At 69.7% G+C, this 13433-nt stretch carries 13 protein-coding genes; 9 read left to right on the plus strand and 4 right to left on the minus strand.

The genetic code is table 11. From position 1 onward, the window contains the following. The first annotated feature begins 90 nt into the window (after positions 1–90). The 3 genes from Pla163_RS00285 (at position 91) to Pla163_RS00295 (ending at position 4021) form a co-directional block, all read left to right on the plus strand. On the plus strand, positions 91–1758 hold the full coding sequence (locus Pla163_RS00285) for an FG-GAP repeat protein (protein WP_145181811.1): 1668 nt from the start codon (positions 91–93) through the stop codon (positions 1756–1758). Between the two features lie 564 nt (positions 1759–2322). Further along, on the plus strand, positions 2323–2850 hold the full coding sequence (locus Pla163_RS00290) for a hypothetical protein (protein ID WP_145181814.1): 528 nt from the start codon (positions 2323–2325) through the stop codon (positions 2848–2850). Positions 2851–2950: 100 nt separating this feature from the next. Then, positions 2951–4021 carry an alpha/beta hydrolase gene (locus Pla163_RS00295; RefSeq protein WP_145181816.1) on the plus strand — a complete coding sequence of 357 codons (1071 nt, stop codon included), beginning with the start codon at positions 2951–2953 and terminating at the stop codon, positions 4019–4021. A gap of 40 nt (positions 4022–4061) precedes the next feature. Here Pla163_RS00295 and Pla163_RS00300 read toward each other — a convergent pair whose 3' ends face one another. Then, positions 4062–4778 carry a YceH family protein gene (locus tag Pla163_RS00300; protein WP_419186149.1) on the minus strand — a complete coding sequence of 239 codons (717 nt, stop codon included), beginning with the start codon at positions 4776–4778 and terminating at the stop codon, positions 4062–4064. Between the two features lie 133 nt (positions 4779–4911). Here Pla163_RS00300 and Pla163_RS00305 point away from each other — a divergent pair, with 133 nt between their 5' ends. Continuing rightward, complete coding sequence (locus tag Pla163_RS00305; RefSeq protein ID WP_145181823.1) at positions 4912–5268, plus strand: VOC family protein; 357 nt, start codon at positions 4912–4914, stop codon at positions 5266–5268. A gap of 267 nt (positions 5269–5535) precedes the next feature. Continuing rightward, positions 5536–5949: a hypothetical protein gene (locus tag Pla163_RS00310; RefSeq protein WP_145181826.1), complete on the plus strand. Its 414-nt coding sequence runs from the start codon at positions 5536–5538 to the stop codon at positions 5947–5949. Positions 5950–6183: 234 nt separating this feature from the next. Here the strand turns inward: Pla163_RS00310 and Pla163_RS00315 are convergent, their stop codons facing one another. Then, on the minus strand, positions 6184–6603 hold the full coding sequence (locus Pla163_RS00315) for a DoxX family protein (protein ID WP_145181830.1): 420 nt from the start codon (positions 6601–6603) through the stop codon (positions 6184–6186). 53 nt (positions 6604–6656) lie between these two features. Between Pla163_RS00315 and Pla163_RS00320 the strand changes: the two genes are divergently transcribed. Both Pla163_RS00320 and Pla163_RS00325 read left to right on the plus strand, forming a co-directional pair. Next, positions 6657–8450 (plus strand): SagB/ThcOx family dehydrogenase, encoded by a 1794-nt coding sequence (locus tag Pla163_RS00320; RefSeq protein ID WP_419186150.1) that lies wholly within the window; start codon positions 6657–6659, stop codon positions 8448–8450. Between the two features lie 157 nt (positions 8451–8607). Further along, entirely contained in the window at positions 8608–9924 is a 1317-nt protein-coding gene (locus Pla163_RS00325) for a hypothetical protein (RefSeq protein WP_145181833.1), read from the plus strand. 30 nt (positions 9925–9954) lie between these two features. Here Pla163_RS00325 and Pla163_RS00330 read toward each other — a convergent pair whose 3' ends face one another. Together Pla163_RS00330 and Pla163_RS00335 are read right to left on the minus strand one after the other, a co-directional pair. After that, on the minus strand, positions 9955–11082 hold the full coding sequence (locus tag Pla163_RS00330; RefSeq protein WP_145181836.1) for a D-2-hydroxyacid dehydrogenase: 1128 nt from the start codon (positions 11080–11082) through the stop codon (positions 9955–9957). Positions 11083–11177: 95 nt separating this feature from the next. Further along, positions 11178–11819, minus strand: a complete 642-nt coding sequence (locus tag Pla163_RS00335; protein ID WP_145181839.1) for a glutathione S-transferase family protein — start codon at positions 11817–11819, stop codon at positions 11178–11180. Between the two features lie 156 nt (positions 11820–11975). On the opposite strand from Pla163_RS00335, the gene Pla163_RS00340 reads away from it, so the two are divergent. After that, positions 11976–12392: a winged helix-turn-helix transcriptional regulator gene (locus Pla163_RS00340; RefSeq protein ID WP_145181842.1), complete on the plus strand. Its 417-nt coding sequence runs from the start codon at positions 11976–11978 to the stop codon at positions 12390–12392. Positions 12393–13060: 668 nt separating this feature from the next. Beyond that, entirely contained in the window at positions 13061–13417 is a 357-nt protein-coding gene (locus tag Pla163_RS00345; RefSeq protein WP_145181844.1) for a YciI family protein, read from the plus strand. Positions 13418–13433 lie beyond the last annotated feature (16 nt).

Below are 13433 nucleotides of genomic sequence, written 5' to 3' on the forward strand. Positions count from 1 at the left end.
GGCGACTTGCGCGGGCCGACGACCTCCCCTCCAGCCCCGGGATAGGTTTCGGATGACGTGGAATCCCCGCCCGGGGGCCGCGTCCTCCGCATGACCTTCCACCTTCGACCCCAGCACGCGCTCTCGGCCCTCCTCGTGGCTCTCGCGACCGCGCTCGCGGCACCCCTCGCCCACTCCCAGGGCGCAGCGGCGGGGCCGGATCAGCGGTTCGCGCCGGCCACGTCGGGCATCCAGGCACGTTTCGGGCACGCGCTGGACGGTGCCGGCGACCGGGCCCTGGTCGGAGCGATCGGGGACGGCGAGCTCGGCACGGACGCCGGAGCCGCGCACGTGTTCGAGCGCAGCGGGGCCGGCGCGACGTGGCTCGAGGCCGGCAAGTTGCTCGCGAGCGACGGCGAAGCGGGCGACGAATTCGGCTACGACGTGGCCCTCGAAGGCGACCGCGCGCTGGTCGGAGCACACGGCTGGGACGGTGCAGGCGTCGTGGACGCGGGCGCGGCCTACGTCTTCGAGCGCCAGGCGGACGGCGTTTGGCTCGAAATGGCCCGCTTGGAATCACCGGTGCCCGCACCCTTCGCCCACCTCGGATGGTCGGTCGATCTCGAGGGCGATCGCGCCTTGGTGGGCGCCGTGTCGGACTCCGGCGCGGGCGTGTTCGCCGGCGCCGCGCACCTGTTCGAGCGGCAGGGCGACGGCAGCTGGTCGCACGTGGCCGTTCTGACGGACCCCGACGCCCAGTTCGGCGACTCGCTCGGACACACGGTCGCGCTGAACGGCGACTCGGCCTTCGTCGGTGCGCTCCTGGACGACGACGCGGGCGACTCAGCCGGCGCGGTCCACGTGTTCGAGCGCGCCGCCGACGGGACCTGGAACCACACCGACCGATTGACCGCGTCGGACGCGACCGCCAGTGCGCGCTTCGGTCAATCGCTCGCGGTGAACGGCGACACGCTGGTCGTCGGAACCTGGATCAACGACGGCGCCGACCCCGGACGCGCGTACCTGTTCGAGCGCGACCCGAGCGGGGCCTGGCTCGAGGCGCAGCGATTGACCGGCATCGCGGGCAGCGACTTCTTCGGCTTCGGCGTCGCGGCGGATCTCGTCGGCGACCTGTGCGTCATCGGTACGCGCCGCATCAGCTTCGGCGCCTCCGGTCCGGGGATGGTGCGCTGCTACGAGCGACGTTCCGACGGCCAGTGGCACTGGGTCGCGGACGTGGCGCCGAGCAGTCAGGACAGTTTCGGTCGCTTCGGCGCTGCGACGGCGGTCATCGGGCCGGACGAGTTCCTGACCGGAGCCTGGGCCGCCACGACGCCCACCGGCCAGCTCTCGGGCGCGGCCTACTCGACCCGCATCGGACAGCTGATGCGCACACGTCCAGAGGTCAGCATCGACGACGCGGGGACCACGGATCTGGTGCTGTTCGCGGGTCCCGAGCGCGCCGGATCGATCTACTTCGTCGTCGGCTCCTACACCGGAACGTCGCTCGGCTTCGAGGTGGACGGCGTCACGCTGCCGATCGATCGCGACAGCTACACGGACCAGTGCGTGTTCGACTACAACGGCGCGATCCTCACGAACAACCTCGGGTTGCTGGACGGGGACGGCACCGCGGTCGTGCACTTCCGGCTCCCGAAGGGGCTCGATCCGGCGCTCGCGGGCGTGCGCATCTGGCACGCCGCGGTCGTGATCAGCCCGCCGGTCTTCTGGCCGCCAGCCCTGGTCACCGAGCCGATCGACGTGGCATTGGTGCCCTGATCGGCGTTGGTTTCGGGCGTTGGTGTCGCACACGGGGCGGAGATCTTCCGATCGGTGTGCGACACCAACCGACGGGCGCCGAGGTCGGTCCCGAGTCCCGGTCGCCGCGCAGCGTGTGGCGTCCAGCGCCAGCGCGACCCACGTCCCCGCACGCGAGCCCCCCGGATCGTTTGCGGTACTTTCCTGTGGGGAACTCTCGATCGGTGTCGCACACCGGTGGAGAAATCGACGACCGGTGTGCGACACCGCGATCGGGTGGAGAAGTCGACGACCGGTGTGCGACACCGCGATCGGAGTCCCGGTCGCCGTTCAGCGTGTGGCGTCCAGCGCCAGCGCGACCCACGTCCCCGCACGCGAGCCCCCCGGATCGTGTGCGGTACTTTCCTGTGGGGAACTCTCGATCGGTGTCGCACACCGGTGGAGAGATCGACGACCGGTGTGCGAGACCGCGACCGTTCAGGCCGGGTGCGGTTCACTCTCGAAAGAAGGCTCCGAACTGTGAGTCGGGCCGCCGGACCTCAGGTCTCCTGAGAATTCGGCCGATCAGCACGGCGAGACCGAACCATGTCGAGCCAACGCCCCTCGCACCGACCTTCCGCGTCCGCCCAACGCGGTCCCCAACCTCCCGGCCCGCTCCAGGCGCCGCGACCGCCGCAACACGCCGGATCCCTGTGGCCGCGCGACCTTCTGGCCGTGGCGCTCGAGGTGCCGCAGTCGGTGCTCGAGCTCCAGGCCGCTCACTTGCGCCAACTGGTCGGTGAAGCGCTGATCGTCAGCGTGCGTTCGACCGTCGATGCGGTCAGCGGCGTCGCGACCCACCGCTTCACCCTGTCGATCCGAGCGCTCGAGGGCTTCGACTTCGAGCTGCTGCGGCTCACGCATCCACTCTCACGGGTCTATCCCGTCGGCCTGCGTTGCGACGCGCTCGGAGTCGACGTCGGGTTCGACGACTCGCAGGCGCTGCAGAGTGTCGAGGCACTCGAAGGCATGCTGCACCGAGTGTTCTCGTCGCGCGAAGTTCGCGACTCGGTGTGCTCGCTGCACGCACAGGCCGTCGTGGAAGCCGCGCGCGAGAAGAAGAAGAGCGACTGACTCGTCGAGCCGGTCGTCCACCGTGGCGATCTGGCTACGCTCTCCCTCCGGGCGCGCTCACCTGGGCGCGCCGCTCGCACTTCACGTCAGGAGAGAGACGATGTATCTGGTCACCAATCGCGAGCTCGACCCGTCGCGCCGCGGTCTCGCCATCTTCGGCGACACGCCGAACCACAAAGGCCCGAACGAGCTGCGTCTGGTCGAAGTGACGCGCTCCGGAAAGTCGTACCGCACCCACGTCGTCGAGGATCGCGTCGACGACCCGGCCGAGAAGATCAAGCTCGGTTTCGCGCCCGACGAGGACGTCTTCGGGAGCGCGTTGGTGGCGCACCGCGTGATCGATCGCGCTCGCAAGGCGAAGCGCAACGTTCTGTTCTTCGTGCACGGCTTCAACAACGACGTCAAAGCAGTCGTCGAGCGCGCAGAGGTCCTACAGCGAACGTACGGCGTCGACGTTCTCGCCTTCAGTTGGCCGGCGAACGGAGGCGGAGCACGCGGCGTCCTTGACTACAAGAGCGACAAGCGCGACGCGCGCGCATCGACGGGGGCACTGGACCGCGTGCTCGCGAAGATGGCCGACTATCTCGAGTTCTACAACGAGAAGCACCGCGACGCGGCTTGGACGGCGGCCGCCGCGAAGTTCCCGGAGAACGCCGAAGCGCGCGACGCTTGGTTCGCGCGCGCGCTCGAGGCCAATTGCAAGTTCACGGTCAACGCTCTGTTCCACAGCATGGGCAACTACCTGCTCAAACAGCTCCTGAAGTCGACCTCGAGCGAAGGCAACCGCCTGATCTTCGACAACGTCGTGCTGGCGGCGCCCGACACGAACGCGCTCGACCACGATCTGTGGGTCGATCGCATCAAAGCACGCAATCGAATCTACATCGCGATCAACGAACGTGACTACGCGCTCGCGGCTTCACGCATGAAGGCGGGTCAGGAACAGCTTGCGCGCCTCGGACACTGCGTGCACGGACTCGATGCTCCGAGCGCGACCTACGTCGACTTCACGGGGGCGGCGCGGGTCGCTCGCAGCCACGGCTACTTCGCCGACGACGCTGTGAAGCGCAACGAGCGCGTGCGCGGCTTCTTCCAGAGGGCGTTCAACGGCCAGGTGGCGGAGACGTCGCTGCGCTACGAGATCGACCGCAATCTCTACCGCGTGCGCTGAGTTCCTCGACGGGGCGTGCGCGGTTCGAAGTGCGCGCCCGTCACGACGTGAGGTCGTCGAGCAAGCGGCGCAGTTCCGCGACTTCGGACTCGAGGGCGGCGACGCGTGCGGGGAGGTCGGGCGCCGGGGTGGCGGCGACCGCTGCAGCCTGTGTCGGCACCGCCACGTGCGGCCGCTCGATCGGCAACGCGCCCTCCGCGATCGACGTGCGCCCCGGACCCGCACTGCCCGCTTCGTCGGCCCGGTGCGCCACTTCCTGACCCGGCGCCGCGGCGACGATCTGGTCCCAGCGCGCCGCCCGCGTTCCGGGCAGGGGTTCGAGGCGCTGCACGAACCCGCGCGCGCGCAATGAATCGAGCACGGCGTCGAGCTCCGGCAGCGTCTCGATCTTCGTCATGCGCGACGCGCGCCCGCGCAGCTCGCCCGGCTGTTGGGCGCCGCGCAGCATGAGCTCGGCCAGAACGGCGAGTTCTTGCGCGGACAGGCCCCAAGTGCTGCCGGCGATGTGCTTGTACTTCTCGACGCGCGCGCCGGACGTGTGCGACGTGGAGATGAGGCTCTTGCGACGCAGGCGCTCGATGCCGGAGGTGATCTCGCTCGACGTCAGCGTCGTCTGCGGGTCGCGGTTCGATTTCTGGTTCGCGCCGTTCTGCAGCGCGTTGAGCGTCAACGGATAGGCGTCGGGCGTTGTGGTCTCCTTCTCGATCAGAACTCCGAGGAGGCGGGCTTCGATGGCGTCGATCGCGAGAGCGGGCATGGCGGGCGGAGCTGGGGTGGCAGGAGCGTGCGTCGCAGAGTTCGGGCGCGGCGGAACGGGCACGTCCGCGGCCGAGCCACTACCATGCCACGCACGCTGCGTTTCGCGACGCGCGTCCCACCTCGCTCCAGCCATGCTCGACCACGTCGTCCTCCAGGTCTCCGACGCCGCCCGCTCGCGCGCCTTCTACGAACGGGCTCTCGCGCCGCTCGGCTACGCGGTCCAGACGGAGTTCCCCGGCTTCGTCGGGTTCGGAACCGATCGGCCGGTGTTCTGGATCGCCCAGCGCGGCGTCACCAGCACCGAGGTCCACGTGGCCCTGCGCGCCGCGGACCGCGCGACCGTCGACGCCTTCCACGCCGCCGCGCTCGCAGCCGGCGGACGCTCGAACGGCGAGCCCGGCGAACGCCCCCACTACCACCCGGGCTACTACGGCGCGTTCGTGCTGGACCCCGACGGAAACAACATCGAAGCGGTCGTCTACGGCTGATTCCGCCGTACGGTGTCGCACACCACTGTGGTGGTCGACCAGACAGAAGTACCGGAGCAATCCGATCGCCCGGTGCACTTCTCCGGTGGCGTCGATCGCGTGGAGACGCACGGCGGTGTCTCGACGACGAACGAACGCGGGCCGCACCCTGTGACCGAGCCGCGGCGGTCGAGCGTGGACTCCTCCGGTACTCTGACGCGGTCGACCGCCGCGGTGGTGTGCGACGCCGTACTCCCGCACGCACCAGCGCAACCTTCCCCTTGCACCATGGCTCACAAGCAGACCTACCTCTTCGCGCGCAAGCCGGGGCTCGAGTCTCGGCTCGACTCGCTCGCCCGTTTCGTCAAGATCCTGGCGGTCCTCATCACCGTCTACGTGCTCGGGGTCAGCTGGGATGAGTGGTTGCCGGCCTCGGCGCGCGTGATGCTGGTGATCAACGTCGTCGCGGGGCTGCTCTTCGCCTGGATCTTCGCCGCGATCCTCAATCTGCTCGCCGAACACCTGCGCCTGCGCCGCAGCGAACTGGAACTCGAGTACGACGGCGATCTCGAGCGCGAGGCCGAGTACCGCTCGCGCTGCTCGGAGTGCGCCAGGCCGATCTTCAACACCGATGCGCGCTGCACCAACTGCGGCGCCGTCTTCGACGAGATCGAGCCGCCCGCGGGGTCCGACGCGTCCTGACCGTACGGTGTCGCACACCACTGCGGTGGTCGACCAGAAAGAAATACCGCAGCAATTCGCCGGCTCGGTGCGGGTTTCCGGTGGAGCGAGGCGACCGCGAACGCGCGGTATTCGCACACGAGCCGAGCGATCGGGACACGTGCCAGTGTCCGTGACCGGGCAGGTCGGGCTCGGATTGCTGCGGTACTTCTTTCTGGTCGACCACCGCAGTGGTGTGCGACACCGTACGGCCGGTCAGCGCTCGCCGAACACCGCGCGGTCGAACGACAGGCGGCCGGGGCCCATGGCGAGGATCAGGAGCGACACCGCCAAGTAGACGGCGGCGAGCTCGTAGGACGCGCCCCTGGCCACGAACGGATCGCCGTTCATGATCGCGTGCATGTAGACGGCCACGCCCATCGTGCAGGCGATGCCGAAGGTCGCGATCGGCGTCAGCAGGCCGACGATCCACGCGATGCCGCCGCCGAACTCGGCCACCGCGGCCAGCGCCAGCATGAAGCCCGGCGCGAAAGCATCGGGACCCATCCACCCCATCGGGTCCTGGATCTTTGGCCAGCCGTGAAGAACCATCGCGAGGCCGCCGACCACCCGCACGAGCAGGAGGGCGACTTCGGTGGGCGTGGTGTAGGAGCGGGCGGCGAGGAGCTTCTTCATTCGAGTGGACGTGGGGCCTGTGAGGGGGCGCGCCAGCGTATCGTCGCGCTCCCGTGAGCTGGAGACGCATCTTCCACCGCGGTGGGTCCGACCCCGCCGACTCCCCGAACGCCGGCTCGGGGTCCGCGGGTCCCGCGTCCGAGCCCGATCACCCGGCTGACCCCGCGCTCGCTCTGGTGCGCGACTACCACCGCGCGACCAAGCACGCGCCGGCTCGGTTCGCGCGCGGGCCCGGGTGGATGGACTGGGACACGCAGCCGAGTCCGTTCCGGCGGTGGGAGGGCGCTGAGTTCGTGCCGCTCGATCGTCCCGAGCCAACGGCGGCCGGTGAGCCGTTCGAGCTCGCGCCCGGGGACGCGCTGTACGAGCACGTGTTCGCACTCGGTCGTGTCGCGCCGGCACCCCTCGACCGCGCGTTCGTGTCGCAGCTGTTCTTCGACAGCTTGGCGTTGTCGGCCTGGAAGCGCGCCGGCGAGGCCCATTGGTCCCTGCGCGTCAATCCGTCGAGCGGCAATCTGCACCCGACCGAGGGCTATCTGCTCGCGCCCGCGATTCCCGGCTCGAGCGACGAACCGCTGCTCGCGCATTACGCGCCAAAAGAGCACGGCCTCGAGGTGCGCGCGCGGATCCCGCAGGACCTTTGGACGCGGCTGGTGGCCGGGCTGCCTGCGGACACCGTGCTGGTCGGGTTGACGTCGATCCACTGGCGCGAGTCGTGGAAGTACGGCGAGCGCGCCTACCGTTATTGCCAGCACGACGCCGGGCACGCGCTGGCCTGCGTGACGTTGGCCGCGGCGGCGCGCGGGTGGCGGGCGACGTTGCTCGACGGGCTCGGGTCGGACGAGTTGGGCGCGCTGCTCGGAACCGGCGACACGGCGCATCCCGAGGCGGAGGAGCCGGACCTGCTCGTCGCGCTGCATCCCGTCGGGAGCGAGGTTTCGGTGACGCGCCTCGACGCCGCCGCGATCGCCGAGATCGCGTCGCTCGAGCGCCGCGGCATCCCGAACACGCTGTCGCCCGATCACGAGGACTGGCCAGCGATCGACGCGGTGGCGGCCGCCTGCTCGAAACCGGCGGACGTGCTCGCGCGCGGCGGTTTCGAGCCGCCGTTCGCGCCGCTCGAAGTGGGCGACGAGCCGATCTCGTTCCGCCGCATCGCGCGCGGACGGCGCAGCGCGGTGGCGATGGACGCGCGTTCGGGCCTGGCGCGCGACGGCTTCTACCAGACGCTGCGGCGCACGTTGCCCGGTCGCGACGAAGCGCCGTGGTGCGCGCTGCCGTGGCGGCCGCGCGTGCACCTCGCGCTGTTCGTGCACCGCGTCGCCGACGTGGATCCGGGGCTGTACCTGTTGCTGCGCGACCCTGGCGCGCTGGACGAGTTGCGCGCGGCGCTCGACCCGAACTTCACGTGGGAGCGCGCACCGGAATGTCCCGACGATCTGCCGCTCTACCATCTGCGCACCGGCGACGCGCGCGGACTGGCGGCGCACCTGTCGTGCGACCAGGCGATCGCGGGCGAGGGCTGTTTCGCCGTGGCGATGCTGGCGCGTTTCGACGCGAGTCTCGAAGAGGACGGCCCGTGGATGTACCCGCGCCTGTTCTGGGAGACGGGCGCGATCGGTCAGACGCTGTACCTCGAGGCCGAGGCGTTGGGCCTGCGCGCGACCGGCATCGGCTGCTACTTCGACGACGGCGTGCACGGGGCGCTCGGGATGTCGAGAGCGCCCGGAGCGAGCGGCCGCGCGTTCCAGAGCCTGTACCACTTCACCGTGGGCGGAGCCGTGGACGACGCGCGCATCACGACGGAACCGGCCTATCCGGTGGCGGGTGGCGGCGGACCGAACTAGTCGATCCAGGTCGGGAAGATTCGGCATGTCGGGCTCGTCGAAGTCCGTCGTTCGCGCTCGCCGAGACCGGACCACCATCCATCGAGCTGATGTCGCCGTCGCGCCACCCGTGGCGGCATGAGACTGCGCCGATCACCTGCCACCTCGCACACGCACCATGAAGCTTGCTCTTCCGATCTTGCTCGCCCTGTTCGTTGGCCTCGCCCTCGGCTACACGCTGTTCTCGTCCGACCCCGTGGTCGAGCGCGGCGTCGGCCTGGATACCGACGTCGAGGTAGAAGGTGGCGGCGCGCTGGGCGACGTGAATCTGGCTGCTGCCGACGATGACGCCGAGGGGACCGAGCGGTCGTCCGCAACTGGAACATCAGGAGCCGCGCGCGACGGATCCGACCGCGTCGAAGTCGTCGTCGAGGAAGCGGGCTTGTTCAGCGATGCACTGCTCGCCCATGCGCGCGACGGCCTGCGCGACGGCTGGGCGGACCGGCGCGGTGACGCCATGCCCGACGATCAGCTGGCGATCGGGATGGCGCAGTTCGAGGACAACGTGCTCACCCTGCCCTGGGGCCTCGGCCACCAGCTCGCCCACTCACGCACGAAGGCCGAGGCGCTGGCGGCCGACGCCGGTCGCGGCGGAGCGTTCGCGTTGCTGGCGACGCTGCTCGAGGGCGACGGTGCGCCGCTCCCGGAGCTCGTCGGCGACGCCGCAGCGTTCGAAGAGCTGTTCGTCCGCGAGCACCCCGAGGCGCCCATGGATGCCTCGGGCCACGAACCTGGCGCGGACGTGCCGGACGGGAGCACGCTGAACTTCCCCGCGGGCTGCTTCCGGTTCAAGTTGCCGGCAGACCAGCGTGGTCAGGCCCCCGCCGATCTGTCCATCGCGGGTGCAGGGATGGATGCGACGCTGCTGGTGCTGTCGGACGACCTCGGGAGTCGCGGGGATCTCCAACGACTCGAGCTGCGCGACTGCACAGTCTTCACCAACGGTCACTATCTGTTCGACCATCGCCAGGGCGCGGCGACGGTGGTCCTCGAGCGCGTGCGCGTGATCGGATTCGACTCTGGCGCCGGATCGAGCTGCTGTTTCTCGCTCGACGACGGCGTGGCACTCCTGGTGCGCGACTCGATCATCGCCGGGGGCTATGGACGCTCGCCCGCGAGCGGCAAGCTGTTCGATCAGCGCAACGACGCTCTGCTCGCGCGCTTCGAGAACAGCTCGATCGAGCGCATGAACTTGAAGGTGTCGGGGATCCGATCAGACGCGACGGTGGTGTTTGCGAGCTGCGACCTGCTCGACATCATCACGAGCCAACCGCTCGCGCCCCAGATCGAGGCCCACGCAGGCGTGCAGCTGATCGCGTGCCGCCTGGAGGAGATCTCCCTCGAGAGTCTCCACGCGCCCGAGTCGAACCTGCAGGAAGGTCTGGTCCGCGACCTCAACGACCTCTTTCCCGACTGGCAGACGCGGCTCCAGTAGTGCCTCGGGTGGCACTCGTCACCGTCGAACTCAGTACCCCGCGTCCCGATCGATCACGTTGTAGAGCGGCTCGCCCGCAGCGAAGCGGCGCAGGTTCTCCGAGTACATGATCTCGAGGCGCGTCAGCGTCAACTCACCGCGGCCGGCCGTGTGCGGCGTGACGATCACGTTCGGGTACGACCACAGCGGGTGGTCCGCGGGCAGCGGCTCCGGATCGGTGACGTCCAATCCAGCGCTGGCCAGGCGACCACCGTCGAGCGCTGCCATCAACGCGGCCGTATCCACCACCTTGCCGCGTGCGATGTTCACGAGGTACGCGCCGTCGGGCATCAGGGCGAAGCGCTCCGCGTTCATAAGGCCCGTGGTCTCGTCGGTCAGCGGCACGCACAGCACCACGACGTCGGCGCGCGGCAGGAAGTCATCGAGTCGATCGGCTGTACCCTGCACGTCGACGTAGTCGGGGCGCTCGGCCTCGGATCGGCGCGTCGCGAGCACCGTCATCCCGAAGCCCTTCGCGCGCTTGGCGACCTCGCTGCCGATCCCGCCGAGACCGACGACGAGCAGCGTGCGGCCCGCGAGCCCCACCGGCTCGAATACGCCCGATCCCGCGCGGTCCCAGGTGCCAGTCGCGCGGTTCGCGAGGTGCACCGGCAGGTCGCGCGTCATTGCGAGCAGCAGCGCGAAGACGTGATCGGCGATGATCGGTCCACTGACCGCGCGCAGGTTGGTGAGCACGAGCGCCTCGTTGTGGCCGAGGTGTTCGGTGTCGATGTAGCGGTCCACGCCGGCGCTCTTGATCTGCACCCAAGCGAGGTTCGGCGCCGCGGCCACGAACTCGGGCGTCGCGTAGAACGAGTCGACACCGTGGGCTTCGTTCGCGCGGGCGAGCGCTTCCTCGCGCGACAGGCCGAGCACCAGTTCGAGGTTCGGCGCGTCCCGTTCGAGTCGCGCGACGTGCTCGTCGGACAGCGACGATCCGAAGTAGACGAGTCGCTCGCCCTTCGCGAGATCCGGGGCGGCGACGCGCGCGTGCCGCAGCGACCCGAGGGCAGCGGGTGCGTTCGGGTCGACGGGCGCTCCATTCGCGCCGGTCGAGTTGCAGGCGCAAAGAACGCAGAGAACGAGTGAGAACAGACCGGCGATGAGGGGGGCACGCATCGCCGAATCCTACGGCGGGCCCGTTCACGCGCGAGGCCGCGAACCTCTCGATTCGCGGCCTCCTGCCCGCCAGCGGGTGGCGCGTTCCTCCGTTTTCAGACGGCCGACGCGGTCCGGTCGTACGCCATCACGCGCTCGACCCAGGCGCGAGTGCGAGCGTGGCGCGCACCGAGGTGCAGGACCGTCGAGACGGCGCGACCGAGCGACTTCTCGGGGCTCGACTCCGGATCGCTGCTCGCGAAGTGGATGAACGGGGCGATCGCCAGGTCGGCGGCCGTGATCGCGTCGCCGGTCAGGAAGGCGTTCTTCTCGAGGGCCTGCTCGACGCGCACGGTCAGCTGATCGAAGAGCTTGTTGACGAGCGTGATCGTGTCCGCGTTCTGTTCGCCCGAGATCACCATGTTCAGCATCAGACCGAGCGCGGGCCCGTAGCCGTTGCGCGACAGGTCTTCCCAACGCTCGATCTCGCGCATGCCTTCGCGCGTGTTCGAGTAGAGGCGCGGGCCGTCGAAGTTGGCGTCGAGGTAGCGCAGGATCGCGAACGAGTCGAAGACCTTGCGGTCGCCGTCGACGATCACCGGCGTGAGCGGTTGGCCGGTGGCCTCGACGATCGCCTCGCGGCCGTCGAAGCCGTGGACCTCGACCGTGTCGTAGTCGAGGCCCTTGAAGCTCAGGGCCAGGCGGACCTTCGTGTTGAACGGGGAGGGCGGGAGCGTGTGGAGGACGAGTTTGGTCATGGTGCGTGTGTGGACCGACGGTCGGGCCGGATCCGATTGGTGGAGGTCGGGCTGGACGTGAGGAGGGAGGGCTCGCCCGGTTCGATTGCGAGTTGCAAGCTATCTTGTCGGTTGCGAAGTGCAAGTGAATTCGCGGGCCTCCGCTAGACTGATCCCATGTCCGCCGCCCGCGACTGCCGCTCCGACTGCCCGATCGCCTACGCCCTCGACGTCGTGGGCGACCGGTGGACCCTGCTCGTCCTGCGCGACCTGCTCTTCGGCGGCAAGCTGCGGTTCACCGAGCTGCTCTCCTCGCGCGAGCGCATCGCCACGAACGTGTTGACGGACCGACTGCGGCGGCTGGAGGAGGCCGGCCTGGTCGTCCGCGAGCCCGACCCCGACGACGGCCGCAGGGCCCTCTACCGCCCCACGGAGGCCGGACTCGGACTCGCGCCGCTGCTGATCGAGATGGTGCTGTGGGGCGTCGACCACCGCGGCACCGGCGAGAAGGGCCCCCCCGCCGGCCTGATCGCACGCATGCGCGCCGATCGCGAGGGGCTGCTCGCGGAACTGCGCGCGCGGCACCTGGGCTGAGAGGCTGATCGCCGCCGCCCCCGTACGGTGTCGCACACCACTGGGGTGGTCGACCCGAAGAAAGTACCGGAGCAATCCTGGTCGGTGGCACGCAAGGGGGCGCGTCAGCGGCCGATCCCGACCTGACCGGGAGCCCCCGGTACAGGGCTCTGACGGAGAGGTCTTCGGCGAGGCGCTCGATCGATGCGTGGGTACGGTGCGGGGCAGGCGGGCGGCCGTGGCCGTCGGAGTTGCTCCGGTACTTCTTTCGGGTCGACCACCCCTGTGGTGTGCGACACCGTACTCAATCCCGACCTGACCGGGAGCCCCCGGTACAGGGCTCTGACGGAGAGGTCTTCGGCGAGGCGCTCAATCGATACGTGGGTACGGTGCGGGGCAGGCGGGCGGCCGTGGCCGCCGGAGTTGCTCCGGTACTTCTTTCGGGTCGACCACCCCTGTGGTGTGCGACACCGTACTCCTTCTTTCGGGTCGACCACCCCTGTGGTGTGCGACACCGTACTCCCCGGGTCGACCACCCCTGTGGTGTGCGACACCGTACTCCGTACTCCGTTTCTTCCAATTCCCTGTCGAGTCCGGCCTGCCCGTTCGACGGCGCGTCGGAGGGTGCCGAGCGGCGCCCCACATCGAGTTCCGACCCACGACGCCCGGCCCACCGGCCCGGCACCCCCATGCGCTACATGCTCCTGATCCACGGCGACGAGACCCAAGAAGCCAAGTCGACCCCGGCCGAAGACGCGGCCCTGATGGCCGAGTACGGCGCCTTCCACGAAGGGCTCGCCACGGCCGGTGCGTTCGTCGACGGCGCGCGCCTGCAACCGACCGCGACGGCCACGACCGTGCGCGTGAAGAACGGCGACACGGTCACCACCGACGGCCCGTTCGCCGAGACGAAGGAGCAGCTCGGCGGCTACTACATCATCGAGGTCCCGAACCTCGACGCGGCGCTCGCCTGGGCGGCGAAGGTGCCCTCGGCGAAGCACGGTTCGGTCGAGGTGCGCCCGGTCTGGGAGATGGGTGCCGAGTGAGTCCGTCGGCCGGAGA

It is taken from the genome of Rohdeia mirabilis (assembly GCA_007750655.1).
Taxonomy (GTDB): Bacteria; Planctomycetota; UBA1135; order UBA1135.

Bases quoted from the DNA above. Each gene is read 5' to 3' on its own strand.
- Pla163_RS00345 (WP_145181844.1), top strand. From the start codon at position 13,061: ATGCGCTACATGCTCCTGATCCACGGCGACGAGACCCAAGAAGCCAAG.
- Pla163_RS00340 (WP_145181842.1), top strand. From the start codon at position 11,976: ATGTCCGCCGCCCGCGACTGCCGCTCCGACTGCCCGATCGCCTACGCC.
- Pla163_RS00300 (WP_419186149.1), bottom strand. From the start codon at position 4,778: ATGCCCGCTCTCGCGATCGACGCCATCGAAGCCCGCCTCCTCGGAGTT.
- Pla163_RS00305 (WP_145181823.1), top strand. From the start codon at position 4,912: ATGCTCGACCACGTCGTCCTCCAGGTCTCCGACGCCGCCCGCTCGCGC.
- Pla163_RS00285 (WP_145181811.1), top strand. From the start codon at position 91: ATGACCTTCCACCTTCGACCCCAGCACGCGCTCTCGGCCCTCCTCGTG.
- Pla163_RS00315 (WP_145181830.1), bottom strand. From the start codon at position 6,603: ATGAAGAAGCTCCTCGCCGCCCGCTCCTACACCACGCCCACCGAAGTC.
- Pla163_RS00330 (WP_145181836.1), bottom strand. From the start codon at position 11,082: ATGCGTGCCCCCCTCATCGCCGGTCTGTTCTCACTCGTTCTCTGCGTT.
- Pla163_RS00325 (WP_145181833.1), top strand. From the start codon at position 8,608: ATGAAGCTTGCTCTTCCGATCTTGCTCGCCCTGTTCGTTGGCCTCGCC.
- Pla163_RS00335 (WP_145181839.1), bottom strand. From the start codon at position 11,819: ATGACCAAACTCGTCCTCCACACGCTCCCGCCCTCCCCGTTCAACACG.
- Pla163_RS00295 (WP_145181816.1), top strand. From the start codon at position 2,951: ATGTATCTGGTCACCAATCGCGAGCTCGACCCGTCGCGCCGCGGTCTC.
- Pla163_RS00310 (WP_145181826.1), top strand. From the start codon at position 5,536: ATGGCTCACAAGCAGACCTACCTCTTCGCGCGCAAGCCGGGGCTCGAG.
- Pla163_RS00290 (WP_145181814.1), top strand. From the start codon at position 2,323: ATGTCGAGCCAACGCCCCTCGCACCGACCTTCCGCGTCCGCCCAACGC.